The following is a 23,495-nucleotide window of genomic DNA, read 5'->3' as shown; positions in this document are numbered from 1 at the left end:
ATTGGTTTGGCCGTTACAATACTACCATAACTTGCTGTGTTATCATTTTTGGTAATATCAGCAATATTTGTGGTATAAAACTCTACCCCATGATCTTTCTGAATAGCCGGTTTTACGGGAGTCTGTACAGATGGCGTTTGTGATTTGGAAGTAACATTACTGCTGTTATTTTTATTTACTGGTATGTTTTTTTTCTGAGGTGTAACATTTTTAGAAGAACCGCAGGAAAAAAGCACTGCACTTAATCCGATGAAATATAATGTATTACGCATCAATAGGTGTTTTAAAGGTTTTTATTTTGTCAAAAATACAAAAAATAAATGCAAAAAAGTTTTGGTAAATTCAAAAATCCGTTCTATATTTGCACTCGCAAACGCAGAACAAAAGATCATTAAAAAAAGGAGGGTTGCCGGAGTGGTTAACGGAGCAGTTTGCTAAACTGTCGACTCGCAAGGGTCGCAAGGGTTCGAATCCCTTACCCTCCGCAGAATAAAAAATATACGGGATGTAGCGTAGTCCGGTCATCGCGCCTGGTTTGGGACCAGGAGGTCGCAGGTTCGAATCCTGCCATCCCGACTTAAAAAAAGCTTTTTGGTTCAAAAAGCTTTTTTTTACCAAAAATGGGTGCGTAGCTCAGCTGGATAGAGCATCTGCCTTCTAAGCAGACGGTCACAGGTTCGAATCCTGTCGCGCTCACAAAAACTCACAACTTGTTTGTGAGTTTTTTTATTAAAGTTTCGTTGGCCTCGGGGCGTAGCGTAGTCCGGTCATCGCGCCTGGTTTGGGACCAGGAGGTCGCAGGTTCGAATCCTGCCGCCCCGACTAAAGCCACTTCAGTTTCGAAGTGGCTTTTTTGTTGCCTTTTTGGGAGAATTAATTTTTGTTCATTTTCCTGTAAAATTCAATTCAAAAAAAATCGAAAACTCATCTTCAAAAATTTTTCACTTCTTCAAAAAAATTTTAACTTTCCACTTTAATTTGATCGTATGACAGACTATAGAATAGAAAGTGATTTATTAGGAGAATTACAAGTCCCAGCACAAGCTTATTACGGTGTACAGACGCAAAGAGCTATCAATAATTTTAAGATTTCTGGACAGACTTTGTCGCAGTTTCCTGAGTTTATCAAAGCTTTAGGTTATGTGAAAAAAGGTGCCGCAAGAACCAATTACGAACTTGGTTTGTTGGATGAGGAGTTGTACAAGCACATTATGCAAGCTTGTGACGAGGTTATTGAAGGTAAATTTAACGATCAATTCCCGATCGATATGATCCAAGGTGGTGCTGGTACTTCGGTTAATATGAATGCTAACGAAGTTATTGCCAACCGTGTTTTGGAGATTATGGGCAAAGCGCGTGGCGACTATCAATTCTGTTCGCCTAACGATCACATCAATCTTTCGCAGTCAACCAACGATGCTTATCCAACAGCGATTAAAATCGCTTTGTATAACATGAACGCAATTTTGGTTAAGAAGTTGGAATTAGCAATTGCTGCTTTCCGAGCAAAAGGCGTAGAGTTTAACGATGTTATCAAAATGGGAAGAACCCAGCTTCAAGACGCTGTTCCGATGACTTTAGGACAAGAGTTTGAAGCTTTTGCTGCTAATCTAGAAGAAGATATTTCCAAACTAAATAACAACGCACTTCTTTTTGTTGAGATTAACATGGGAGCAACTGCGATTGGTACAGGGCTTAATGCGCCACCAATGTATGCAAAACGTTGTGCTCACAACCTAGCTGAAATGACAGGAATGCCAATGGTGAGTGCGCCTAATCTTGTCGAAGCAACACCTGATACCGGATCTTACGTTATCTATTCATCAGCGATGAAGCGTCTGGCTGTAAAGATGTCGAAAATCTGTAACGATCTTCGTTTGTTGGCTTCTGGACCTAGAGCAGGTTTCTTCGAAATTAATTTACCACCAATGCAGCCAGGATCATCTATTATGCCAGGTAAAGTTAATCCTGTTATTCCTGAGGTTGTTAATCAGGTTTGTTATAAAGTTATTGGTAATGATTTGACAGTAACCTTCGCAGCAGAAGCAGGACAATTACAGCTTAACGTCATGGAGCCAGTATTGTGTCACGCGATTATGGAAAGCAACAACTTTATGAGCAATGCTCTAGATACGCTTCGCGAGAAATGTATTGTTGGTATCACTGCTAATAAAGAAGTTTGCCTTAACATGGTTAAAAATAGTATTGGTATTGTTACAGCTCTAAATCCGTATATTGGCTACAAAAATTCAACGAAGATTGCTCAAGAAGCTTTAGAAACTGGTAAAAGTGTTTACGATTTGGTGTTAGAACATCAGATTTTAACACAAGAAAAACTAGATGCGATTCTTGATCCTGCCAATATGTTGACGCCACATAAATTAATTTAGATTTAAAATTCTTTTTAATATAAATAAATTTTGAAATTTCTTATCATTATTCCCGCACACAACGAGGAAGCTTGTATTTTGCAATGTTTGGAGTCGTTGGCTCAACAGAGTTTTCAGGATTTTCGTTGTGTTGTGGTTAATGATGGTTCAACAGATTCTACTCAAGAATTGGTCGAGAAATTTTTACTAAGCCATCCAAATTTTTGGATCAAAAATCTTCAGAAATCGGAGCATCAACCTGGTGCTAAAGTTGTTCAGACTTTCGAAAAAGGCTTGCAGTATGAAGATTTGTCCGATATCGATATTATTTGCAAATACGATGCAGATATTATTTTCCCCCAAGATTATCTTTTCAGAATTAATCAAGGTTTCGAGCAAAATTCCAAATTGGGAATGTTAAGCGGTTTAGTTCATATTCAAAATGAAAAAGGTGATTGGGTTTTCGAAAACTTGTCGTCAAAAGATCATGTCCGTGGTCCAATTAAAGCCTATCGTAAAGAATGTTTCGAAGCAATGAAGGGACTTCGCACAGTTTTGGGTTGGGATAATATCGATGTGATGTTGGCGCAAAAAGCAGGTTGGGAAATTGCAACAATTAAAGATTTGTGGGTGAAGCATCTTCGTCCAACAGCTTATAAATACAAAAAGCAAAAGGCTGAAAAGCTTGGCGAATATTTTTATAATATTGGACTAGATATGCCACTTGCTATTATTTCTTCTGCAAAATCTGCTATGAAATCAAAATCAGCGTCCGAGTTTTTTGCAAGTATGAAATCTTATCTTAGACAAAACTCAGAACGTGTTTTGACCAATGATGAGATGTTGTATATCCGTCAACTTCGTTGGCAAGCGATGTTCAAAAAGTATCTAAAATCAAATTAAGATGAAGAAGATTGCTTACATTGAGTTGGATACACACGCCGAAATTGCGAAGAATTTTTACGAACTTTTTCTTGATTCCAAAACTTTTGAAATAGATTATTATTTGTCCGAACGGGTTTTTAAAATATTTGATATTAAGTCAAATAATGTTAAACTTTCCGAACCGAGTATTATTCTTGAGCAGTTGTCTGGACAAAAATACGATTTGGTGATTATTGGTACTGTTCATCGCTATTTTAATATTTTTTTAGCAATAACTTCAAAATTCAATTCTGCAATTATTTGTCATAATCTTAATTTTATAAAAGCTTCAAAAACTCAATTATTAAAGTCTGTTTTCATAAAAGATTTTCGTTATCGAGTCAAACTTTTATTAAAAGAAAGTCTGTTGTCCGCGCCAGCTTTATTTCGAAAAGGTCAAAATCTTTTGGTTTTGGACAAAACATTTTCTAACGAAAGATTTCAATATTTAAGTCTATTTTTTAATCAATTTTTAAATGAAGAAAATAACGAGAAAATTTTAAGAATTGCCGTTCCAGGAGCGGCTTCGCAAAGTCGTCGAGATTATTTTCATGTTTTGGAGAGTTTAAAAAATCTCAAAAACCCTACTACCAAAGTAGAAGTTATTTTTCTAGGAAAAGCGAGTTATGAAATTCAACAAGCCATCAATAGTTTAAAACCAGAACTGGACTCGAAGATAGAGATTGTTAGTTTTAACGAAAAAGTATTACAAACGGATTTTGATGCTTGGATGCAAAAAGCAGATGTGCTTTGGTGTCCTATTCAAAAAGAAACTGAATTTTTGGGAGCGCAAGAACTTTATGGTGTTTCCAAAATGACAGGAAATATTGGTGATGCAATTAAATACGAAAAGCTTGCTGTTTTTCCAGCAAATTATCAAAGCAATTTTGATTTTATTTTTAAAGAAAAAGACGATGTTTGGTCGCAATTTGAAGATTTAAAACATCAGAATAGTAATCTATTCATAGATTTTTCAAAAGAGAAAATTCGAGATAAAGCAGAACAAGTTTTATTAAAAATGATAAAATAATTCTTTATTTCTCCATTCTCAAAATCAAAGTTTTTTGTCTAAGAATTGGCGAATCAGTCATTTAGTAATCCCGTAAAAATTCCCTAATTTTGTGGTCTGAAATTTTGGATACGACATGGATTATTTGAAAGGATTGAATGAGTTTCAATATGAGGCAGTTACAACATTAGAAGGCCCATTGATGGTTTTGGCTGGCGCAGGTTCTGGCAAGACTCGTGTGCTTACAATGCGGATTGCGCACCTTATTACCAATGGTGTGGATCCTTTCAATATATTGGCTTTAACTTTTACCAACAAAGCGGCGCGCGAGATGAAGGAGCGTATCGCAAAAGTTGTTGGCGAAAGTGATGCAAGGTCGCTTTGGATGGGAACTTTTCACTCGGTTTTCGCAAGATTATTACGTAGTGAAGCACATTATCTTGGCTTTCCGTCCAACTTTACAATTTACGATACACAAGACAGTCTTAATGTTCTAAAAAAGGTTTTAAAAGAGATGAATATCGATTCTGATGTTTATAAACCTAAAAAAGTTTTGGGACGAATTTCACAATACAAAAATAACCTGATTACAGTTAATGCATACTTCAATAATCCCGAAATAATCGAGGCTGACGAACGTGCTAATATGAAGTTGATGGGCGAAATTTATCGTAAGTATGTCGAAACTTGTTTCCGATCTGGCGCGATGGATTTTGATGATTTGTTGTTGAGAACCAACGAGTTGTTGACGAGGTTTCCAGAAGTTTTAGCAAAATATCAAGATCGTTTTCGTTATATTTTGGTTGATGAGTACCAAGATACCAATCATTCTCAGTATTTGATTGTCAAAGCATTGGCTTCGAAATTTGAGAATATTTGTGTTGTGGGAGATGATGCGCAATCGATTTATTCATTCCGTGGTGCGAATATTTATAACATTTTAAATTTCAAGAAAGATTATCCTGACGCGCACACCGTGTCTTTGGAGCAAAATTATCGTTCGACTCAAAATATCGTCAACGCTGCCAATGTTGTGATTTCTAAAAACTTACAACAGTTTAAGAAAAATGTTTTCAGTGAAAATGAAGAAGGCGAAAAGATTAAAATCTATCGAAGCCTTTCTGATGCTGATGAAGCAAATTTTGTGGCATCTAATATTTGGGAAATCCGAAATCGTGAGCAACGAAAGTTTGAAGAATTTGCGATTTTGTATCGTACCAACTCGCAGACGCGTGCCTTTGAAGATGCTTTGAGAAAGCGAAATATTCCGTATCGTGTGTATGGAGGATTGTCGTTCTATCAACGTAAAGAGGTTAAAGATTTAATTGGTTATTTGCGTTTGTTGGTTAACGAAAATGATAGTGAAGCTTTGTTGCGCGTTATCAATTATCCTGCAAGAGGTATTGGCGAAACGACGCAGAATAAATTAATTGTTTTTGCTGATCAAAATAATATTTCGATTGCGGAATTGCTGAGTAATTTAGGTTTTTATGCGCCAAGATTAGGACTTAATAATGGTGTTCTAAATAAATTGGGAGAGTTCTGGTCCATGATTAAAGCTTTCCAAGTGATGTTAAAACAAGATAATGTTTATAATGTCGCGATGGAAGTTTCGAAACGAAGTGGATTAATTAAGCTTCTAAAAGACGACCAAACGCCAGAAGGAATTTCGAGAGTTGAAAACGTTCAGGAATTGTTAAACTCGATGCAAGGTTTCTTGGAAGAGCAACAACAATTGGAAGATGGCGACGCCAGCTTGTCTAACTTCCTAGAAAACATTGCGCTTTCATCGGATACGCAACGAAATGATGAGGAAGAAGATATGGTGTCGTTGATGACGATTCACCTTTCCAAAGGTTTAGAGTTTCCAGTGGTGCATTTGGTTGGTTTGGAAGAAAATCTTTTCCCAAGCTTTATGAGTAGTTCTTCTCGTGAAGAATTGGAGGAGGAGCGACGTCTTTTTTATGTGGCGTTGACAAGAGCCGAAAAGCAAGCTTTTTTCACTTATGCAGTTTCGCGTTTCCAATGGGGAAAAATTACGGATGCTGAGCCGTCTCGTTTCTTAAGCGAAATCGATTCTGATTACTTAGAATTTATTAATCCAGCTTTAGAACGTCGCACGATTAACCGTTCTGGACTTAGTTCTTCAATTTTTGATGAAGCACCATCTGCCGAAACGCCGTTCTTTAAAAAGAAAGAAGCGAAACGTACGATAAATGCCGCGCCAAAAGAAGATGCTGTTCCAAAGAATCTAAAACCAGTTGCAACTGCCAGAATTATCAATCCATCGGGGCAATCCTCGCAGGACATCGAGGTTGGTGATCATGTAAGACATGATAGATTTGGTGTTGGAGAAGTGGTTTTCTTGGATGGAACTGACCCGAATAATATTAAAGCGAAAGTTCATTTTGCTAACGAAGGCGAGAAAAATTTAATTTTAAAATTCGCAAAACTTACGAAGATTTAATTCCTATATTGCAGTATGATTAAAGCTAAAAATATTCATAAATTTTATGGAAGTTTAGAGGTGCTTCGCGGTGTTGATATCCATATCAAACATGGTGAAGTGGTATCGATTGTTGGAGAATCTGGTGCGGGGAAATCAACATTGTTGCAGATTTTGGGTACTTTGGACACGCCGACAACACCTAACAAATTTGAAACTTCAATTAATTTGGATGGACAATCTTTCTTAAATATGAAAGATAAAGAATTGTCAAAATTCCGAAATCAAAATATTGGATTTGTGTTTCAGTTTCATCAATTGCTTCCAGAATTTACAGCTTTAGAAAATGTTTTGATTCCTGCGAGAATTGCTAATAAAAACTTGAAAGAAGCTACAGACAAAGCGATTTCTATTTTTGAAGATCTTAACATCGAAAGTAGAATGCATCACAAACCAGGGCAATTGTCAGGTGGAGAAGCGCAAAGAGTTGCTGTTGCAAGAGCTTTAATTAATTCGCCAAAGATTATCTATGCGGATGAGCCGACAGGTAATTTGGATTCCAAAAATGCAGATGACTTACATCAACTGTTTTTTGATTTAAGAGACAAATATAACCAGACCTTTGTCATTGTAACGCACAATCCAGTTTTGGCAGAAAGTACTGACCGCAAGTTGGTAATGAAGGATGGTTTAATCGTTTAAAAATAAAAAAAATGCGCTCATTTTGTAGTTTTTTGATGCTTCTCGTTTTGTTGTCTTGTTCGGACTCGAGTAAGGGACAAAGCAATGTGGATGCGTCACTAAATAAAAATGTAAGTGCTCTAAAGACTTTCCTCAAAGATTCAAATTACAATCAAGATTTAGCTTTTTTTATTGATTTCTCAAAAGCCTCAGGCAAATATCGTTTTTTCGTTTACGACCTTAAAAATGATAAAATCCTTAATAAAGGATTGGTTGCGCATGGTTATGGATCAGAAAAAGGAAAGACAAAATCATCTCTTAAGTTTAGCAATACTGATGGTTCTTATTGTTCGTCTTTGGGCAAATATGCAATCGGCGCCAGTTACGTGGGCGATTTTGGAAAGTCTTATAAATTGAATGGTCTAGATACTTCGAATAGCAATGCTTTTGCAAGAGCTATTGTTTTGCATCGTTTAAAATGTGTGCCCGATAAAGAGCAAGATGATCCAATTTGTCTTAGTTTGGGATGTCCGATGTTGTCTGAAAATTTTTTTAAATTAGTAGAAAAATACATCGATAATTCTAAGAAGAAAATTATTCTTTTGGCGTATCAATAAATTCTAAATTTAAAATGAGCATCAAATTCTTAGCAGAAGATGACCGTCCACGCGAAAAGTTTTTGTTAAAAGGCAAAAATGCGTTGTCGGACTCGGAGTTGCTTTCCATCATTATGGGAAGTGGCAATCGTGAGGAATCTGCTGTGGAATTAGCACGACGGATTTTGGAGTCGGTTGATAACAATTGGCATCAATTGAGTCTCTTATCAGTTCAGGATTTGATGAAGTTTAAAGGTGTTGGCGAAGCAAAAGCTATTTCCATTGCAACAGTTTTAGAAATTGGAAACAGAAAAGCTTTACAAGAAGTTCCTGATAAAATCCAAATTGGCTCTAGTAACGATGCTTACAAAGTTTTGAAAGTTTTTCTTTCGGAATTAAGACATGAAGAATTTTGGGTTTTGTTTTTAAATCAAAGTAATAAAGTTATTCATAAAGCTTGCTTGTCACAAGGTGGCATTGCACAAGCCGTTGTCGATGTTCGATTGTTGTTTCGTTCTGCCTTAGAACATGTTGCAACCAGTCTTATCGTAGCTCACAATCATCCATCAGGAAGTCTAAAACCTAGTGCCGAGGATATTAAAATAACCAAAGAAATAAAAGAAGCAGGCAAATTATTGAAAATAGAACTGCTAGATCATTTGATTCTTTCGCAAAAATCCTATTTCAGTTTTGCGGACGAAAATATGCTGTAGATATGATTAGAAAAGTTAAGTATCAAGATATTGATTTTATAAAATATGAGAAATGTTTAGATAATGCTGTCCAAAATTCGGATTACGCCCGAAAAGAATTTTTGGATGTCGTGACGGATCAGCATTGGGAACTTCTTGTGTTTGAAGATTATGAAGCTGTGATGCCAATTTCCTATGTTATGAAATTGGGTTTTAAAATTGTTTTAATGCCTAAGCTTTGTCAACAATTAGGTATTTTTTCTACTGAAAATTCCACAGAACTTAATGATTCGTTTCTAAAATATTTTCAGAAAAATTATAAAATTATTTTTTACGCATTTAATAAAAATAATCAATTTTCTGAGCAATTGCCGCAAAAAACATCATTTGAACTTTCTAAAAATGATTACGACACAGTTAAGAAAAACTACAGCGTGCATCGTCGACGTAATGTGAGAATAATAGGTGATTTGGTTGGTACATTAGATTTTGATTCAAGCTTTAAAGGTGATGAGAGAGCTTTCTTCTGCGCAAATGCAAAAGGAACAATGAAAGATGATGACCTTGATTGCTTTTTTGATTTAATGGAAAATTTAGCAAAAAAAAATCTTGGTCAGAAACTTGTTATGCGTTGGAAAAACGAAATTCAATCACTGGTTTTCCTATACCAAACTAAAGAAAATTCCTATTTAAGTTTATTTGTTAACGATAGTAATCTTAGCAATAAAAACTTGCCGTCAATAATGATTGATCATTGTTTACAAGAATACATTGCTGATAGAAACTTCGATTTCATGGGAAGCGAGGTCAAAAATGTGGCAGATTTTAATGCAAGATTTGGCGCAGATTCTTATAAGTATTCAATTATTTTGCAAAGCAAATTAAGTTTATTGAAAAATTTACTAAAAACTAGCTTTTAATTATTAATTTTGCAACCTCGTTAAAAATAAGAATGTTCAACTCAGATTATTTTCCGTATGCTATTGCGATATTGATTGCTGTGCCATTTTTGGTATTTGCAAAACAGTTCGTATATGGTTTTCTAGATCTTAAGAAAAAGGAATTGCAGTTGCTTTCTGGGAAATCGAACAATGCTGTCAAATTACAAGCTTACGAAAGGATGACGCTTTTCTTAGAACGTCTAAAACCATCAAATCTTGTCATGAAATTTGATAAGAACTTGGCTGTGCATGAGTTTTTATTTTTGACCGAAAAAAGCATTAATGAAGAATTTGACTATAATTCGTCACAGCAATTATATGTCAACCAAACTTCATGGAATAATATTGTAACATCAAAAAACAATGTTATCCAATTGCTTCACAAGACTTACGAAAACCTAAGTGAGACTTCTCAACTAGAAGATTTTAAAACCGTATTCCTAATGAACTATGTCAACGGCGAAGATTTTATCGGCGATAGTATCGATGGTTTACGAAATGATGTTAATAAATTAATATAAAACTAAATAGTTTACTAAAATTATGATTCCAAATTTTAAATCGCATCCTTGGCACGGGATTTCTGCAGGACCGGATGCACCTAATGTGGTAACGGTTTTTGTGGAAATTGTACCCTCTGACACGATTAAATACGAAGTAGATAAAGAAACAGGTTTCCTTAAAGTTGACCGTCCTCAAAAATTCTCTAACATTATCCCTGCGGTTTACGGTTTTGTACCAAGAACTTATTGTGATGAAGAAGTTAAGAGATTGGCAGTAGAAAGAGGTTCTACAGATGTTACTGAAGGTGACCACGATCCATTGGATATTTTGGTGTTGAGTTCTCACAATATCCATTCTGGTGGACTTTTGATGGATGCTATTCCAATCGGTGGTTTCAAAATGATTGACAAAGGTGAAGCTGATGACAAGATTATTTCGGTATTGGTTGACGACCAAGTTTATGGTCATATTCGTGATATCTCTGAACTTCCAAAGGCAGAGGTTTCTAGATTGCAACACTACTTTTTGACGTACAAAAACTTACCTTTCGAACCTGCAAATTGTAGAATTGATGAAATCTACGGAGCAGAGCACGCTAAAGAAGTTATTGTAGCTTCTCAAAAAGATTATGCTAAAAATTACGGCGGATAATTTTTAAATAAATTTCGATATTTACAAAAGAACAGGCGTTTTCGTCTGTTCTTTTTATTTTATTAGAATTATTGTTTTTGTTTTAGTAATTGATATTTTTTATATATTTATCAAACCAATCACATTTTTAATATAAAAACAATAAACTATGGATTTATTTTATTTAGTTCCGTTATTTGGAGTCGTAGCCTTATTGTATACTTTTATCCAAAGTAGTTGGGTGAGTAAACAACCTGCAGGCAACGAGAGAATGAAAGAAATTAGCGGTTATATCGCTGATGGTGCCATGGCATTTTTATCTGCAGAATACAAAGTCTTGACGTACTTTGTTATTATTGTAGCATTATTGCTCGGTTTTATGGGATTTTCAAATCCTACTTCGCATTGGTCAATTGGTTTAGCATTTGTTTTTGGAGCGGTCTTTAGCGCATTAGCTGGATTTATTGGGATGAAAATCGCAACCAAAGCTAATGTCCGAACTGCTGAAGCTGCCCAAACAAGCCTTTCGAAAGCGCTTAAAGTTTCTTTTACAGGTGGTTCTGTCATGGGAATGGGCGTTGCAGGATTGGCAGTTTTGGGATTAGGTTCTTTATTTCTTGTTGTTAAACATCTTTTTGCGCCAGATGCACTGGTTAGTTCTCACGAAATGGAACGCGCCATCGAAGTCCTTACTGGTTTTTCATTAGGTGCGGAGTCAATTGCGTTATTTGCTCGTGTTGGTGGCGGTATCTATACTAAAGCTGCCGATGTTGGCGCGGATTTGGTCGGGAAAGTTGAAGCCGGAATTCCAGAAGATGATCCTCGAAATCCAGCAACTATTGCCGATAATGTTGGTGATAATGTTGGTGATGTTGCGGGGATGGGAGCGGATTTGTTTGGTTCTTATGTGGCAACCGTATTGGCGACAATGGTTTTGGGTAGAGAGACTTTATCTGTGGATCAATTTGGCGGTTTTGCACCTATTCTTTTACCAATGCTTATAGCTGGTACAGGAATTATATTTTCAATAATCGGAACTTTCTTTGTTAAAATAAGTGATGCTTCTGGGATTAGTGCTTCCAAAGTTCAGAATGCGCTTAATCTCGGAAACTGGGGAAGTATCGTTATAACTGCTATTGCTTGCTATTTTTTAGTTCAATATATTTTACCTGAAAAAATGACTTTGCGCGGCTTAGAATTCACTCGAAATGGTGTTTTTGGAGCCATCATAGTCGGCTTAGTTGTTGGTACTTTGATGAGTATTATTACCGAATATTATACGGCGATGGGCAAGCGTCCTGTTAAAAGTATTGTTCGACAATCGAGTACAGGACATGCAACCAATATTATTGGTGGAATTTCTGTCGGAATGGAATCGACTATGCTGCCAATTTTGGTGTTAGCAGGTGGTATTTATGGATCGTTTTTATGTGCTGGACTTTATGGCGTTGCCATTGCTGCTGCTGGAATGATGGCAACAACGGCGATGCAATTGGCAATTGATGCTTTTGGACCAATTGCAGATAACGCCGGAGGAATTGCAGAAATGAGCGAACTACCAAGCGAAGTTCGTGAGAAAACGGACATTCTGGATGCTGTTGGTAATACAACAGCTGCGACAGGTAAAGGCTTTGCGATTGCATCGGCAGCGCTTACTGCCTTGGCATTGTTTGCTGCTTTTGTTGGGATTGCGGGCATTGACGGTATTGATATTTATCGTGCCGATGTTTTGGCTGGATTATTTGTTGGAGCGATGATTCCGTTTATATTTTCGTCTTTGGCAATTACTGCTGTTGGTAAAGCGGCGATGGCAATGGTCGAGGAAGTTCGACGACAATTCCGTGAAATTCCAGGTATTCTTGAAGGCAAAGCGAAACCAGAATACGAAAAATGCGTAGCCATTTCGACTGATGCTTCAATCAAAAAAATGATGCCGCCAGGTGCGATTGCGATTTTATCACCTTTGATTATTGGTTTCGCTTTTGGTCCTGAAGTTTTGGGCGGATTTTTGGCAGGTGCAACCGTGAGTGGCGTTCTTTTGGGAATGTTCCAAAATAATGCTGGTGGCGCTTGGGATAACGCGAAAAAATCTTTTGAAAAAGGTGTCGAAGTTAATGGTCAAACCTATTACAAAGGTTCAGAATTACATAAAGCCTCGGTGACGGGCGACACTGTTGGGGATCCTTTTAAAGATACTTCTGGACCATCGATGAATATTTTGATTAAGTTAATGTCAATCGTTTCTTTGGTGATTGCGCCAACTTTAGCCAATATGTTTAAAGATAAAATTATTGACGAACGTTTACAAAAAATTGAAAGTCTTAATTCTAAAATGATGACAGGCTCCCATGAAGATATTAAGATTATCGAAGAAGAGCCAATTGTGGTTGGAGCGGTTAATGCAGATGGCGATTTTGTTTATGAACTAGGAGATTTGGAAAAAGTTAAATTAATTTCTGGCGGCGAAATTAACTTAGGAAAGAACAGCCAACTTTATAATTTGTACAATAAAGTAAAAAACAATGACGCCGGTTTATTAGACAAAAATAAATGGTTTACAATTGAAAACTTGTACTTCGAGTCAGGAAAAAGTAACCTAAAAGCTTCTTCGGAATCTCAACTAAATAATCTGGTTTTGATTATGAAAGATTTTCCAAGTCTGAAAGTAAAACTCGGTGGTTATACCGACAATACAGGCGATGTTGATGGGAATAAAAATTTATCTCTGGAAAGAGCGAATATGGCAAAACAAAAAATGGTCGAATCTGGAATTGAAGGAGATAGAATAGAAACGGCAGGCTATGGACAAGAGTTTCCGATTTGTGCCAGCAATGACACACCAGATTGTAAAGCCAAAAATAGAAGGATTGATGTTCGCGTGACATCTTTGTAATACATTGTTTTAGCAGAAAAGTCGACGAAAGTCGGCTTTTTTATTTGTTTTAAAAATCGGATAAAGATTTTAAAATTCAAATATATTCCCTATTTTTGAGCAATGGAAAATTTCGTTGTTTCTGCTAGAAAATACCGTCCTCAGGAGTTTGACACTGTTGTTGGTCAATCACACATTACAGATACTTTGGAGCATGCGATTGATGAAAATCAATTGGCGCAAGCATTGTTGTTTTGTGGACCTCGTGGTGTTGGTAAAACGACTTGTGCGAGAATTCTGGCAAGAAAAATTAACGAAAAATCTGGAGCTAGTGATGTTGATGGTTTTGCTTTAAACATCTACGAACTCGATGCGGCATCTAATAACTCGGTTGATGATATTAGAGAATTAACTGACCAAGTGCGATTTGCGCCACAAGTTGGAAAATTCAAAGTGTATATTATTGATGAGGTGCACATGTTGTCAACGGCAGCTTTCAATGCTTTTCTTAAAACTTTGGAAGAACCACCTGCACACGCGATTTTCATTTTAGCAACAACGGAAAAACACAAGATTATTCCAACAATTTTGTCGCGATGCCAGATTTATGATTTCAAAAGAATCACTATTGAAGACATCCAAGATCATCTTAGAAAAATCGCTGATAAGGAAGGCGTAACTTACGAAGACGATGCGCTTTATATGGTTGCTCAAAAAGCTGATGGCGCTTTGCGTGATGCCTTGTCGATTTTTGATAGATTGTCAACTTTTTCTCAAAAGAATATCACTTTAGAAAAGGCGGCGGAAGTTCTTAATATCCTTGATTACGACCAATATCTTAACATCGTTGATTTAGCAAAAGAAAATAAAATTCCAGATGTATTAATCGCTTTTGATACGATTGTTAAAAAAGGGTTCGATCCACATGTTTTCATTGCTGGATTGGGAAGTCATTTCCGTGATTTGATGATGGCGCAAAATCCTCAAACTTTAGCATTAATCGAAGTCGGAGAGAAGACCAAACAAAAATTCTTTGAGCAAAGTCAAAAATGGACAGCGCAACAATTAATTGACGCAATCGAAATTTGCAACTTTGCGGACATCAATTATAAAAATTCTAAGAATCCACGTTTGACGGTCGAGATTGCTTTGATGCAACTTTCTAGTCTTACTGCTGGCTTGGAAGCTAAAAAAAAAAGTTCTTAATATTAGCGCCACTTCTTCAAGCTAATCTTAAAACACCAACAACTTCTACACTTGCTAGTCCTCAGAATACACCACAAACTGAGGTTAAAAAATCTGCGCCAACTTTTCCCGAAGAACGTTCAAAAGTTGAAAAAGCTTCAAAACCCTTACAGCAAGCAAAAGCTTCGGAGTTTAGTATTAATGCTTTTATGAACAAAAAAGAAGAGTCGGAAGAGCTCTTTGTTCCTGCGGAAGAAGATTTGCCAAAAGAGCATTTTTCGCAGGCGGATGTGGAAAGAGAGTGGAAAGCCTTTCTTCTTAAATTGTCAAAATTAGATTCTGTAGCTTACAATGCAATCAATAATTTTAGATTAACTAAAACTCACGAAGACCAAATTGAAGTTTTGTATTCGTCATCAACTGCGAAAGCAGAATTCGATAAGGTTGCGGGAGAATTTGTGAATCATTTTAAGCATAAAGTGAAGAATTACAGCATTAAACTTCACTTTAAAGAAGATAAAACGATTGTCCAAGAAGTGATGACGAAAAAGAAGTTGTTCGAAAAATTCGCGGAAATTAATCCTGTTCTTAAAGACCTTAACGATTTGATGCGTTTTGATTTGACTTAAATTTTTTCATTGTGAAAATAAAAGTTCCGTAGGAACTAACTGCTAATAGGAATCTTGGACATGCGGGAAGAGAGCTCCGTAGGAGCGACCTGATAGTTTTTTCTTTTAAAATTTCATTTTTTCGAGTCTGTTCTTAATGATTTAATGCGCTTTGATTTGACTTAAATTTTACGATGTTAAAATAAAAGTTCCGTTGGGACTAACTGTTAATAGAAATTTCGAAGAGATGGAAAGAGAGCTCCGTAGGAGCGACCTGATAGTTTTTCGATTTAAAATTTCATTTTTGAGTTTGTTCGTAAGGAGTTGATGCATTTTGCTTTGACTTAAATTTTACGCTGTTAATATAAAAGTTCCGTAGGAACTAACTGTTAATAGGAATTTCGAAGATATGAGAAGAGAGCTCCGTAGGAGCGACCTGATAATCCTCACTTTACTTATTTTGGCGAAAATAGTTTTATGTAAAATTAAATCGATAAAAGCCTTTTTTTTTTGAATTTCTTCTCCTAAAGCGCTATATCGCTAGATTTTGCACTAAAAAAATAATGGTGTTTTCCATTCAAAAATTGCTTGTGCTTTTTAGATGTTTTAAAAAAAAATGAAAAAAAACACTTTGTTTTTATCATAATGTTATAACTTTGCCAAAGATTTCTACATAAACTATGTAGAAAAATTTAATCAAAATTAGCTAAAAGCCTTTATTAAAAAGGATTTATCAATGGAATCAAACAAATTTCCATATTCATTTACTTTAGAATCTGCCTTTACTTTTGGTGGATTGTTTAGCTATTTTGGTGCTTATTATAGAAATTTTAAAAGTTATTACCGATATTATTGGTTTAGCTAATTAAATTTCTTTCTCAAAAAATATTGCGTTTTTTTTCGCATTTCTGTAATCTATTAAGATTTTTTTTAAACGGCATTTTTTTGGTAAAGAATTATAAATCCTCATTTATAACAGATTAACTTTTGTATTAACTCAGCAAATATTTAGATAAAATGAACTTAAACGAACTAGAAAATAATTGGATAAAAGGTTTTGAAAAACCTGTCATTATTGCGGGACCTTGCTCAGCAGAGAGTGAGAGGCAAATGTTGGAAACAGCGAAAAGACTTAAAGAAAGTGATGCGGATGTTTCTGTGTTCCGTGCTGGAATTTGGAAACCTCGTACTAAACCAAATGGCTTCGAGGGTGTTGGCGTTATTGGACTTAACTGGCTAAAAAAAGTGAAGGAAGAATACGGTTTCAAAACGGCGACGGAAGTGGCAAATGCACATCACGTTTTTGCAGCTTTGGAAGCAGATGTCGATGTATTGTGGATTGGCGCGCGTTCGACAGTTAATCCTTTTACAGTTCAGGAAATTGCACAAGCACTTCGTGGTATTGATAAACCAGTTTTGGTTAAAAATCCAGTGAATCCAGATTTAGCTTTATGGATTGGCGCATTGGAAAGACTTTTAGGTCAAGATGTTAAAAATCTTGGTGTTATTCACCGCGGATTTTCGACTTACCAAAAAACCAAATACCGTAATATCCCAAACTGGCAGATTGCTTTAGATTTCAAGCACCAATTCCCGAATATTCCTATGTTTATCGACCCATCGCATATTTGTGGGAATAGAACTGGATTGGCAGGCGTTACACAAGAAGCTTTCAATGTTGGTTACGAAGGAGCTATTATCGAAAGTCACTGTAATCCTGATGAAGCGTGGAGTGATGCGTCACAACAGATCACACCAGAAGTTTTGGCGGATATGATTAACAGTATCCAGATTCGTAAATCTGATATTTCTGGTTACGAAGACGAAATGGGAAAACATAGAACCTTGATTAGTGATTTGGATTTCCAATTGATTGAGTTGTTGTCGCAACGTATGAAGATTTCTGAGAAAATCGGAACTTTGAAAAAAGAAAATAACATCGCGATTTTCCAGCCAGAACGTTGGAGAATTATTGCAGATTATGCCACTCAAAAAGCTAATGAATCTGGGATGAGTCCAGAGTTTATTGAAAAAGTTTTCAAAGCGATACATGAAGAATCGATTGAGGTTCAGAATAAAATTATGATTAATAAATAAGCGTTTTTGACGTCAATTTTTAAACTTCACTTCTATGATGTTGATTTTGCGAGAGCGATTAGAAATCCTTAGCTTTGTCAACGTTCTAAAAGTGAAGTTTTTTATTTAAAATTAATGCAAGGAATCGTCATTAAATCCACAGGAAGTTGGTATCAGGTTTTGGAGGAATCTGAGAAAAAAATCTACGAAGCACGTATCAGAGGAAAATTCAAGCTGATAAAAACCAGATTGACAAATCCTTTGGCAGTGGGCGATTCGGTGGAGTTTACTTTGGAGCAAGACGACATTGCATGGATTACCAAAATCTTTCCTCGTAAGAATTATATTATTCGAAAGTCGGTTAATCTTTCTAAAGAAGCGCATATTATTGCTTCTAATATGGATTTGGCTTGTATTATTTTTACACTAAAACATCCTGAGACTTCTTTGGGCTTTCTTGATCGCTTTTTGGCGTGTTGTGAATCCTATGATATAAAACCATTAATTTTATTTAATAAAGTCGATGTTCTGTCTGATGAAGAATTGGAAATATTAAACGAGATGCAAGCAATCTATGCTGAAATCGGTTATGATAGTCTCGAAATTTCTTCTTACGCGCATCTGAATCTTGAAGTTTTAAAAGATTTTATTAAAGATAAAACGTCTTTGTTTTTCGGTCATTCAGGAAGTGGAAAGTCAACCTTGGTAAATGCCTTACAACCCGACCTTAACATTAAAACGGGCGAAATATCGGATGTCCATCTTAAAGGAAAACATACGACAACATTTGCACAAATGCACTTTTGGAATTTTGGAGGAAGTGTAATCGATACGCCGGGCGTTAGAGAGTTTGCGCTAATCGATGTTGAAAAAGAAGAAATTCAGCATTATTTTCCAGAGATTTTCAGAATGTCACAGAACTGTAAATTCCATAATTGTCTTCATATTAATGAACCTAAATGTGCTGTTCTAGATGCTGTCGAAAATGGTGTAATTGAAGGCAGTCGCTACGTCAATTATCTGAAATTGATGGAAGAAGCGGAAGAACAACAAGCAAAATAATTTTTTTTAATGTAAGGTCATGTTAGATTTTGCATCAAGTAGCTTTAGCGATAAGAAAATTCACTTGTTTTCGATACAGTTTTCTTCGAAAACCACTCAAACTGATGTTCATTTTCTTATCTCAAGCTCAGATAAATGTTTTCTCTGTTGATAAAAGATTGAAAAAGCCTTTCAGGGTTCAAAAACCTGAAAGGCTTTTTTTGTTTTGAAATGTGACGTAACAAAACCAGCAGATTTTCGCGCCCCAGATGGAACGGCATGTTGGAGCTCGCGCCGTAGGCGTGGGCAAAAGTGATGGAACGGCGCAGCGACTAGTGACAGCTGGAAAAGAGGCGCCCAAAGAATATGTAAGATTGTTGGTGTTTTTGGGCTTGGTATTATAAAATAAAAAACCCAGCCGAAGCTGGGTAAAAACTAATAACCATGAAAACTCAAATTAAACATGAGAATCGAAATAATAGTAGCAAACAGTGTGCCAAAAATTATCGTCATCTCTTATTGAGAAATTCAGTAACAAATATATATAAAAAATTGTAAATTTGCATAGTATATAATTAAAAAATCAATGTCAGGAAAAATTACATTCACCATGATTAAGCCAGATGCAGTTGCTGATGGACATATTGGTGCTATTTTAGGGAAAATTGCAGATGCAGGATTCAAGTTCAAAGCTTTAAAACTTACTCAGCTTACAGTTGCTGATGCTAAGAAATTCTACGAAGTACACTCTGAGAGACCTTTCTTTGGAGAGTTGGTAGAGTTTATGTCTTCTGGACCAATCGTTGCTGCGGTTTTGGAAAAAGATAATGCTGTGGAAGATTTCAGAACATTAATCGGTGCTACTAACCCTGCGGATGCTGCGGAAGGTACTATCAGAAAGATGTTTGCAAGAAGCGTTGGAGAAAATGCTGTACACGGATCAGACTCTGACGAGAATGCTTTGATCGAAGCGCAATTCCATTTTTCTGGAAGAGAAATTTTCTAAGAAATTTTTTTACGAAAAATAAAAGCGACATCCAAAAGGTGTCGCTTTTTATTGTTTAGAACTTTAATAAGAAATTAGAGTTTTAAAAGTTCGATTGTTTTTGCTGGATTTTCGGAAGCGAAAACAGCGTTGCCTGCAACCAAAACATCTGCACCTGCATCAAATAATTTTGAAGCATTGTCCAGATTAACGCCACCATCAACTTGGATTAATGCCGTTGAGTTGTTGTCCAAAATCATGTCTTTGGTTTCTTTCACTTTTTTGTAAGTGTTCTCAATGAATTTTTGTCCTCCAAAGCCGGGGTTTACACTCATTAACAAGACCAAATCAACGTCCTTGATAATGTCTTCCAACAAAATAACGGGCGTTGCTGGATTAAGAACAACACCTGCTTTTGCGCCGCGGTCTTGGATTTGGTTAATCACACGATGAAGATGCGTACAAGCTTCCAAATGCACAGAAACCAAGTCTGCACCCATATTGATGAACTCGTCCACATATTTTTCTGGTTCAACAATCATTAAATGTACATCTACGAACTTTTTAGCGTGTTCTTGTACGGTTTTCATGACAGGGAAACCAAAGGAAATGTTTGGTACAAAGCGACCATCCATCACGTCAACGTGTAACCAATCTGCTTGACTTTCGTTAAGCATTTCGATGTCGCGTTGGAGATTTCCAAAATCTGCTGATAATAGCGATGGTGCGATTAATTTATTTTTCATTTTTACAAATTAGATTTACTTTTTATTTTTTAGATTTTATTTAATGGTATTTTAGATTCATGTCTGGCTTTATCTTTAGAAGACTTTCGTAGATTAATTTAATCACGTTGCTCACATCTTCTTTCGAAACCATTTCTACTGTCGTATGCATATAACGCAAAGGCAAAGAAATCAGTGCACTTGGTACGCCGCCATTAGAATGTGCAAACGCATCAGTGTCCGTTCCTGTTGCTCTGCTTGCTGCTGCGCGTTGGTAAGGGATTTTTTTATTTTTTGCGGTGTCTACTATAAGTTCTCTAATCGTGTGATGTACGCTTGGTGCAAAGAAAACGACTGGTCCATTACCACATTTTTGATCACCCTCCTTTTTCTTATCAATCATCGGTGTCGTCGTGTCATGCGTAACATCTGTAACGATGGCGATATTTGGTTTGATGGTATCGGCGATCATTTGTGCACCATAAAGACCAACTTCTTCCTGCACGGAATTGGTAATGTAAAGTCCAAAAGGAAGTTTCTTTTTATTCTCTTTTAAAAGACGAGCAACTTCAGCAATCATAAAACCACCGATTCTGTTATCCAAAGCACGACAAACAAAATAACGGTCGTTTAACTCAAAAAACTCATCTGGATAAGTAATCATACAACCGACGTAGATTCCTAAGTCATCAACTTCTTGCTTGGTTGTCGCACCACAATCGATAAAGATGTTTTCAATTTTTGGTGTTGGTTCGTTTTGGTTGCTTCTGGTGTGGATTGCAGGCCAACCGAAAACACCTTTCACCACACCTTTTTCGCCGTGGATATTCACCACTTTCGAAGGTGCGATGGTTTGGTCGGATCCACCATTTCTGATGACGTAGATTAATCCATCATCTGTAATATAATTAACATACCAACTGATTTCGTCGGCATGCGCTTCAATAACTACTTTGAACTCTGCTTCGGGATTTATGATGCCATACGCTGTTCCGTAATGATCGAATTCTACCTTATCTACATAGTTTTTGATATAGTCTGTCCAAATTTTTTGTCCAGCATGTTCGTAGCCAGTAGGAGAGGCTATGTTAAGGTATTCTTGTAAAAATTTTAATGATTTTTTTTCAAATTTCATAATAGGAATGATTTTTGATAGTTGACAAACTCCAATTGTGAGGTAAAAGTAATGAAATTTTATAAGTTATTTTTAGTTTTAAGCATCTTTGTAGGCTCGTTCGCAATGGCACAAAATGACTCTGATCTCGACCAAGTCCCTAAAGCCTTAAGTGAAATGCCAAAAGATAAACTAAAAAAAGATGAGTTTGGGAATTGGTATTATTATGATGAAGTGCAGAAAGCCAAAGTCTATGATATCAATGGTGAACAAGTGATTGTGATGGATGAATTGCTATTAAGAGCAAATCCAAAATTTAATAACCAGCTAGATCGTAATTTTTATTTTTTTCTAAATAAAAAACTAAATCGTGTCTATCCACTTTTTCTGCATGCGCTAGAGCAATACAGAGGTTTGGAAAACGAAACGGCTACGATGGACGAAGATGCTCGTAGAAAGTATATCAAAAAACGTCAAGAAGAATTGGCGAACGAATATGAAAAACAGTTGCGGGATTTGACAACCACCGAAGGTCAGGTTTTTGCAAAATTAATGAACCGTGCAACTGGCAAAACGGTATACGAGATTATCCGTGAATTGCGTGGTGGTTGGAGTGCTTTCTGGTGGAATGTAAAGGGAAATATGGCTGATGTTAGTCTTAAAACACCTTATGATCCACATAAGTTTCGTGAAGATAATTTTATTGAAAGCTTGTTGATAAGCAATTGGAATTATGGTTATCTAAAACCATATCCTGGTTATCAGGATTTCAATCCAGAGAAATAAAATAGTTATTAGTTAGTTATAGATGCTGTTGTTTTAATTTTTCAAAAACAATATTGTCGATTGGTAGTGGAAATGGGTTTTCTTGGTTTAAGGGAACCCATTCTACTGTTTCTATACAAGGGTCAATAATAAGCATGTCTTCTTCATTAAGGATTTCGCAGATGTAATAAATTGTCATCAATTGTTCGTTATCGCGAAATCTAGAAACTAGAAAATCTTCTTGCGTGTAAAAATGCTTAATCACTTTGATGTCAACATTAAGCTCTTCATGGAATTCGCGTTTTAGACATTCAATCACGCTTTCGCCGAACTCTAATCCACCGCCTGGAAGTTTTAAAAGTGGCTCGCCAGCATATTCTTCATGTAAAGCCAAAACGCTATTATTTTTTAAACAAATTCCGTAAATCCTAAGGTTAATCTTGTCTATCATTGTTTAGATTTCTTTTATAAATATAAGCTTTTTATTTAATAGAATGTAAAAAGAATGATTCCTATAGAGGCTATTCTAATTTGATGGCGTTTATCATTTCGCGCTTTCCTGGAGGACCTGCCATTTTTTGCACTGAGAAATTTAATTCTTTTAAAGCGCGTCGTAGACTTCCTTTCGAAGAATATGTTGTTAAAAGTCCATCTTTATTCATTGTATTCGCTACGATTTCGATAAGAGGCTTTTCCCAAAGATCGGGTTGTACTTTTGCGCCAAAACAATCGAAGTAAACTAAGTCTATTTTTGGAAGTTCTAAGTTTTTAATATCAAAAAAATCTGCTTTTATCTTTGTTAAAAAGAAGTTGGGGATAATCTCTGTTGCTTCACCCCAATTGGCAGCATGGATTTTCTTTTCAATTTCACGGATTTCGGGATTATCAAAAAGTTGGGCATAATCTAAAGCTTGTTGTTCGTCATTCGAAATGGGATATTTTTCGATGCCAAAGTAATGAATTATATGATTTTTGTCATTTCGTAATAATGCATTAATTGTTACTAAAACGTTAAGTCCTGTTCCGAATCCTAGTTCAAGAATGTTAAATTGGTAACGATTTATTTTTATTAATCCATTTTTGATAAATACGTGTTCTGCTTCTTGTAATGCACCATTATGAGAATGGTAGGTTTCATCTAATTCTTTGATATATAGCGTTTTGCTGCCGTCGTGAGTCGTGATAATTTCCCGATTCATATTCTTTTTTTTCAAATATAAACTTAATTTTTGAGATTTAAAAAATTATTATATATTTGTAAGACTACATAAAAAATTTCAAAAATGATAATTCAAAAGACAGAAAATTCTAAGCTACCTACTTTTGATCCTA

Annotated in this window: 23 protein-coding genes, 4 tRNA genes and 1 pseudogene; 23 read left to right on the top strand and 5 right to left on the bottom strand. The window is 35.9% G+C overall.

Features of this window, described 5'->3' with window-relative positions; translation table 11 throughout:
* Nucleotides 1–272 (bottom strand): annotated as a pseudogene (locus Q1V95_RS16250) (N-acetylmuramoyl-L-alanine amidase); the annotation flags it as partial.
* Between the two features lie 128 nt (nt 273–400).
* Here Q1V95_RS16250 and Q1V95_RS16245 point away from each other — a divergent pair.
* The 22 genes from Q1V95_RS16245 to Q1V95_RS16140 all read left to right on the top strand — a co-directional run bounded on the left by Q1V95_RS16245 (nt 401) and on the right by Q1V95_RS16140 (nt 19,580).
* A tRNA-Ser gene (locus Q1V95_RS16245) sits at nt 401–485 on the top strand.
* Between the two features lie 16 nt (nt 486–501).
* Nucleotides 502–576 (top strand) — tRNA-Pro (locus tag Q1V95_RS16240).
* A 46-nt stretch (nt 577–622) separates the two neighbouring features.
* Nucleotides 623–696: transfer RNA gene (locus Q1V95_RS16235), tRNA-Arg, on the top strand.
* A gap of 51 nt (nt 697–747) precedes the next feature.
* A tRNA-Pro gene (locus Q1V95_RS16230) sits at nt 748–822 on the top strand.
* Between the two features lie 164 nt (nt 823–986).
* Nucleotides 987–2,390: an aspartate ammonia-lyase gene (aspA, locus tag Q1V95_RS16225; protein WP_300675765.1), complete on the top strand. Its 1,404-nt coding sequence runs from the start codon at nt 987–989 to the stop codon at nt 2,388–2,390.
* A gap of 30 nt (nt 2,391–2,420) precedes the next feature.
* On the top strand, nt 2,421–3,272 hold the full coding sequence (locus Q1V95_RS16220; RefSeq protein WP_300675764.1) for a glycosyltransferase family 2 protein: 852 nt from the start codon (nt 2,421–2,423) through the stop codon (nt 3,270–3,272).
* Between the two features lies 1 nt (nt 3,273).
* Complete coding sequence (locus Q1V95_RS16215) at nt 3,274–4,323, top strand: hypothetical protein (RefSeq protein WP_300675763.1); 1,050 nt, start codon at nt 3,274–3,276, stop codon at nt 4,321–4,323.
* 115 nt (nt 4,324–4,438) lie between these two features.
* A complete protein-coding gene (locus Q1V95_RS16210; RefSeq protein WP_300675762.1) occupies nt 4,439–6,769 on the top strand; it encodes a UvrD-helicase domain-containing protein in 2,331 nt (776 codons plus the stop codon).
* 15 nt (nt 6,770–6,784) lie between these two features.
* Nucleotides 6,785–7,450, top strand: a complete 666-nt coding sequence (locus Q1V95_RS16205; RefSeq protein ID WP_300675761.1) for an ABC transporter ATP-binding protein — start codon at nt 6,785–6,787, stop codon at nt 7,448–7,450.
* Nucleotides 7,451–7,461: 11 nt separating this feature from the next.
* Nucleotides 7,462–8,046, top strand: coding sequence for a murein L,D-transpeptidase catalytic domain-containing protein (locus Q1V95_RS16200; RefSeq protein WP_300675760.1), 585 nt, complete (start codon nt 7,462–7,464; stop codon nt 8,044–8,046).
* A 14-nt stretch (nt 8,047–8,060) separates the two neighbouring features.
* Nucleotides 8,061–8,738: a DNA repair protein RadC gene (radC, locus tag Q1V95_RS16195; RefSeq protein WP_300675759.1), complete on the top strand. Its 678-nt coding sequence runs from the start codon at nt 8,061–8,063 to the stop codon at nt 8,736–8,738.
* Nucleotides 8,739–8,740: 2 nt separating this feature from the next.
* Nucleotides 8,741–9,637, top strand: a complete 897-nt coding sequence (locus Q1V95_RS16190) for a hypothetical protein (RefSeq protein WP_300675758.1) — start codon at nt 8,741–8,743, stop codon at nt 9,635–9,637.
* Between the two features lie 32 nt (nt 9,638–9,669).
* Nucleotides 9,670–10,179 (top strand): hypothetical protein, encoded by a 510-nt coding sequence (locus tag Q1V95_RS16185; protein WP_300675757.1) that lies wholly within the window; start codon nt 9,670–9,672, stop codon nt 10,177–10,179.
* 22 nt (nt 10,180–10,201) lie between these two features.
* Nucleotides 10,202–10,813 carry an inorganic pyrophosphatase gene (locus tag Q1V95_RS16180; protein WP_300675756.1) on the top strand — a complete coding sequence of 204 codons (612 nt, stop codon included), beginning with the start codon at nt 10,202–10,204 and terminating at the stop codon, nt 10,811–10,813.
* Nucleotides 10,814–10,961: 148 nt separating this feature from the next.
* On the top strand, nt 10,962–13,685 hold the full coding sequence (locus tag Q1V95_RS16175) for a sodium-translocating pyrophosphatase (protein ID WP_300675755.1): 2,724 nt from the start codon (nt 10,962–10,964) through the stop codon (nt 13,683–13,685).
* A gap of 102 nt (nt 13,686–13,787) precedes the next feature.
* The gene (gene dnaX / locus Q1V95_RS16170; protein ID WP_300675754.1) at nt 13,788–14,870 is read left to right on the top strand and encodes a DNA polymerase III subunit gamma/tau; all 1,083 of its coding nucleotides are present in this window, start codon (nt 13,788–13,790) and stop codon (nt 14,868–14,870) included.
* A gap of 188 nt (nt 14,871–15,058) precedes the next feature.
* Complete coding sequence (locus Q1V95_RS16165; protein WP_300675753.1) at nt 15,059–15,478, top strand: hypothetical protein; 420 nt, start codon at nt 15,059–15,061, stop codon at nt 15,476–15,478.
* Between the two features lie 715 nt (nt 15,479–16,193).
* Nucleotides 16,194–16,322 carry a hypothetical protein gene (locus Q1V95_RS16160; RefSeq protein WP_300675752.1) on the top strand — a complete coding sequence of 43 codons (129 nt, stop codon included), beginning with the start codon at nt 16,194–16,196 and terminating at the stop codon, nt 16,320–16,322.
* A 152-nt stretch (nt 16,323–16,474) separates the two neighbouring features.
* Nucleotides 16,475–17,554: a chorismate mutase gene (locus tag Q1V95_RS16155; RefSeq protein WP_300675751.1), complete on the top strand. Its 1,080-nt coding sequence runs from the start codon at nt 16,475–16,477 to the stop codon at nt 17,552–17,554.
* Nucleotides 17,555–17,668: 114 nt separating this feature from the next.
* Complete coding sequence (gene rsgA / locus Q1V95_RS16150) at nt 17,669–18,595, top strand: ribosome small subunit-dependent GTPase A (protein WP_300675750.1); 927 nt, start codon at nt 17,669–17,671, stop codon at nt 18,593–18,595.
* 248 nt (nt 18,596–18,843) lie between these two features.
* Nucleotides 18,844–18,978 (top strand): hypothetical protein, encoded by a 135-nt coding sequence (locus tag Q1V95_RS16145; protein WP_300675749.1) that lies wholly within the window; start codon nt 18,844–18,846, stop codon nt 18,976–18,978.
* Nucleotides 18,979–19,160: 182 nt separating this feature from the next.
* Nucleotides 19,161–19,580: a nucleoside-diphosphate kinase gene (locus Q1V95_RS16140; RefSeq protein ID WP_300675748.1), complete on the top strand. Its 420-nt coding sequence runs from the start codon at nt 19,161–19,163 to the stop codon at nt 19,578–19,580.
* A 74-nt stretch (nt 19,581–19,654) separates the two neighbouring features.
* Here the strand turns inward: Q1V95_RS16140 and rpe are convergent, their stop codons facing one another.
* Both rpe and Q1V95_RS16130 read right to left on the bottom strand, forming a co-directional pair.
* Nucleotides 19,655–20,305, bottom strand: a complete 651-nt coding sequence (rpe, locus tag Q1V95_RS16135; protein WP_300675747.1) for a ribulose-phosphate 3-epimerase — start codon at nt 20,303–20,305, stop codon at nt 19,655–19,657.
* A 40-nt stretch (nt 20,306–20,345) separates the two neighbouring features.
* Nucleotides 20,346–21,419 (bottom strand): M28 family peptidase, encoded by a 1,074-nt coding sequence (locus tag Q1V95_RS16130; RefSeq protein ID WP_300675746.1) that lies wholly within the window; start codon nt 21,417–21,419, stop codon nt 20,346–20,348.
* A 105-nt stretch (nt 21,420–21,524) separates the two neighbouring features.
* Between Q1V95_RS16130 and Q1V95_RS16125 the strand changes: the two genes are divergently transcribed.
* A complete protein-coding gene (locus Q1V95_RS16125) occupies nt 21,525–22,184 on the top strand; it encodes a DUF4294 domain-containing protein (RefSeq protein ID WP_300675745.1) in 660 nt (219 codons plus the stop codon).
* 16 nt (nt 22,185–22,200) lie between these two features.
* Here the strand turns inward: Q1V95_RS16125 and Q1V95_RS16120 are convergent, their stop codons facing one another.
* Together Q1V95_RS16120 and mnmD are read right to left on the bottom strand one after the other, a co-directional pair.
* On the bottom strand, nt 22,201–22,614 hold the full coding sequence (locus Q1V95_RS16120; protein WP_300675744.1) for an NUDIX hydrolase: 414 nt from the start codon (nt 22,612–22,614) through the stop codon (nt 22,201–22,203).
* 70 nt (nt 22,615–22,684) lie between these two features.
* A complete protein-coding gene (gene mnmD, locus Q1V95_RS16115; RefSeq protein WP_300675743.1) occupies nt 22,685–23,362 on the bottom strand; it encodes a tRNA (5-methylaminomethyl-2-thiouridine)(34)-methyltransferase MnmD in 678 nt (225 codons plus the stop codon).
* Nucleotides 23,363–23,495 lie beyond the last annotated feature (133 nt).

The organism is Soonwooa sp., from assembly GCF_030151385.1.
Lineage (GTDB): Bacteria > Bacteroidota > Bacteroidia > Flavobacteriales > Weeksellaceae > Soonwooa.
Note: the sequence above shows the minus strand (reverse complement) of the source record. Positions and strands in the feature narration are given on the sequence as shown.

Excerpts from the sequence above, each read along its gene's own strand:
- rsgA (WP_300675750.1), top strand. The coding sequence starts at position 17,669 with ATGCAAGGAATCGTCATTAAATCCACAGGAAGTTGGTATCAGGTTTTG.
- Q1V95_RS16120 (WP_300675744.1), bottom strand. The coding sequence starts at position 22,614 with ATGATAGACAAGATTAACCTTAGGATTTACGGAATTTGTTTAAAAAAT.
- Q1V95_RS16190 (WP_300675758.1), top strand. The coding sequence starts at position 8,741 with ATGATTAGAAAAGTTAAGTATCAAGATATTGATTTTATAAAATATGAG.
- Q1V95_RS16210 (WP_300675762.1), top strand. The coding sequence starts at position 4,439 with ATGGATTATTTGAAAGGATTGAATGAGTTTCAATATGAGGCAGTTACA.
- Q1V95_RS16175 (WP_300675755.1), top strand. The coding sequence starts at position 10,962 with ATGGATTTATTTTATTTAGTTCCGTTATTTGGAGTCGTAGCCTTATTG.
- Q1V95_RS16140 (WP_300675748.1), top strand. The coding sequence starts at position 19,161 with ATGTCAGGAAAAATTACATTCACCATGATTAAGCCAGATGCAGTTGCT.
- Q1V95_RS16130 (WP_300675746.1), bottom strand. The coding sequence starts at position 21,419 with ATGAAATTTGAAAAAAAATCATTAAAATTTTTACAAGAATACCTTAAC.
- Q1V95_RS16160 (WP_300675752.1), top strand. The coding sequence starts at position 16,194 with ATGGAATCAAACAAATTTCCATATTCATTTACTTTAGAATCTGCCTTT.
- Q1V95_RS16185 (WP_300675757.1), top strand. The coding sequence starts at position 9,670 with ATGTTCAACTCAGATTATTTTCCGTATGCTATTGCGATATTGATTGCT.
- aspA (WP_300675765.1), top strand. The coding sequence starts at position 987 with ATGACAGACTATAGAATAGAAAGTGATTTATTAGGAGAATTACAAGTC.
- Q1V95_RS16180 (WP_300675756.1), top strand. The coding sequence starts at position 10,202 with ATGATTCCAAATTTTAAATCGCATCCTTGGCACGGGATTTCTGCAGGA.
- mnmD (WP_300675743.1), bottom strand. The coding sequence starts at position 23,362 with ATGAATCGGGAAATTATCACGACTCACGACGGCAGCAAAACGCTATAT.
- Q1V95_RS16125 (WP_300675745.1), top strand. The coding sequence starts at position 21,525 with ATGGCACAAAATGACTCTGATCTCGACCAAGTCCCTAAAGCCTTAAGT.
- Q1V95_RS16155 (WP_300675751.1), top strand. The coding sequence starts at position 16,475 with ATGAACTTAAACGAACTAGAAAATAATTGGATAAAAGGTTTTGAAAAA.
- Q1V95_RS16200 (WP_300675760.1), top strand. The coding sequence starts at position 7,462 with ATGCGCTCATTTTGTAGTTTTTTGATGCTTCTCGTTTTGTTGTCTTGT.
- rpe (WP_300675747.1), bottom strand. The coding sequence starts at position 20,305 with ATGAAAAATAAATTAATCGCACCATCGCTATTATCAGCAGATTTTGGA.
- Q1V95_RS16215 (WP_300675763.1), top strand. The coding sequence starts at position 3,274 with ATGAAGAAGATTGCTTACATTGAGTTGGATACACACGCCGAAATTGCG.
- Q1V95_RS16165 (WP_300675753.1), top strand. The coding sequence starts at position 15,059 with ATGAACAAAAAAGAAGAGTCGGAAGAGCTCTTTGTTCCTGCGGAAGAA.
- Q1V95_RS16205 (WP_300675761.1), top strand. The coding sequence starts at position 6,785 with ATGATTAAAGCTAAAAATATTCATAAATTTTATGGAAGTTTAGAGGTG.
- Q1V95_RS16145 (WP_300675749.1), top strand. The coding sequence starts at position 18,844 with ATGGAACGGCATGTTGGAGCTCGCGCCGTAGGCGTGGGCAAAAGTGAT.
- dnaX (WP_300675754.1), top strand. The coding sequence starts at position 13,788 with ATGGAAAATTTCGTTGTTTCTGCTAGAAAATACCGTCCTCAGGAGTTT.
- radC (WP_300675759.1), top strand. The coding sequence starts at position 8,061 with ATGAGCATCAAATTCTTAGCAGAAGATGACCGTCCACGCGAAAAGTTT.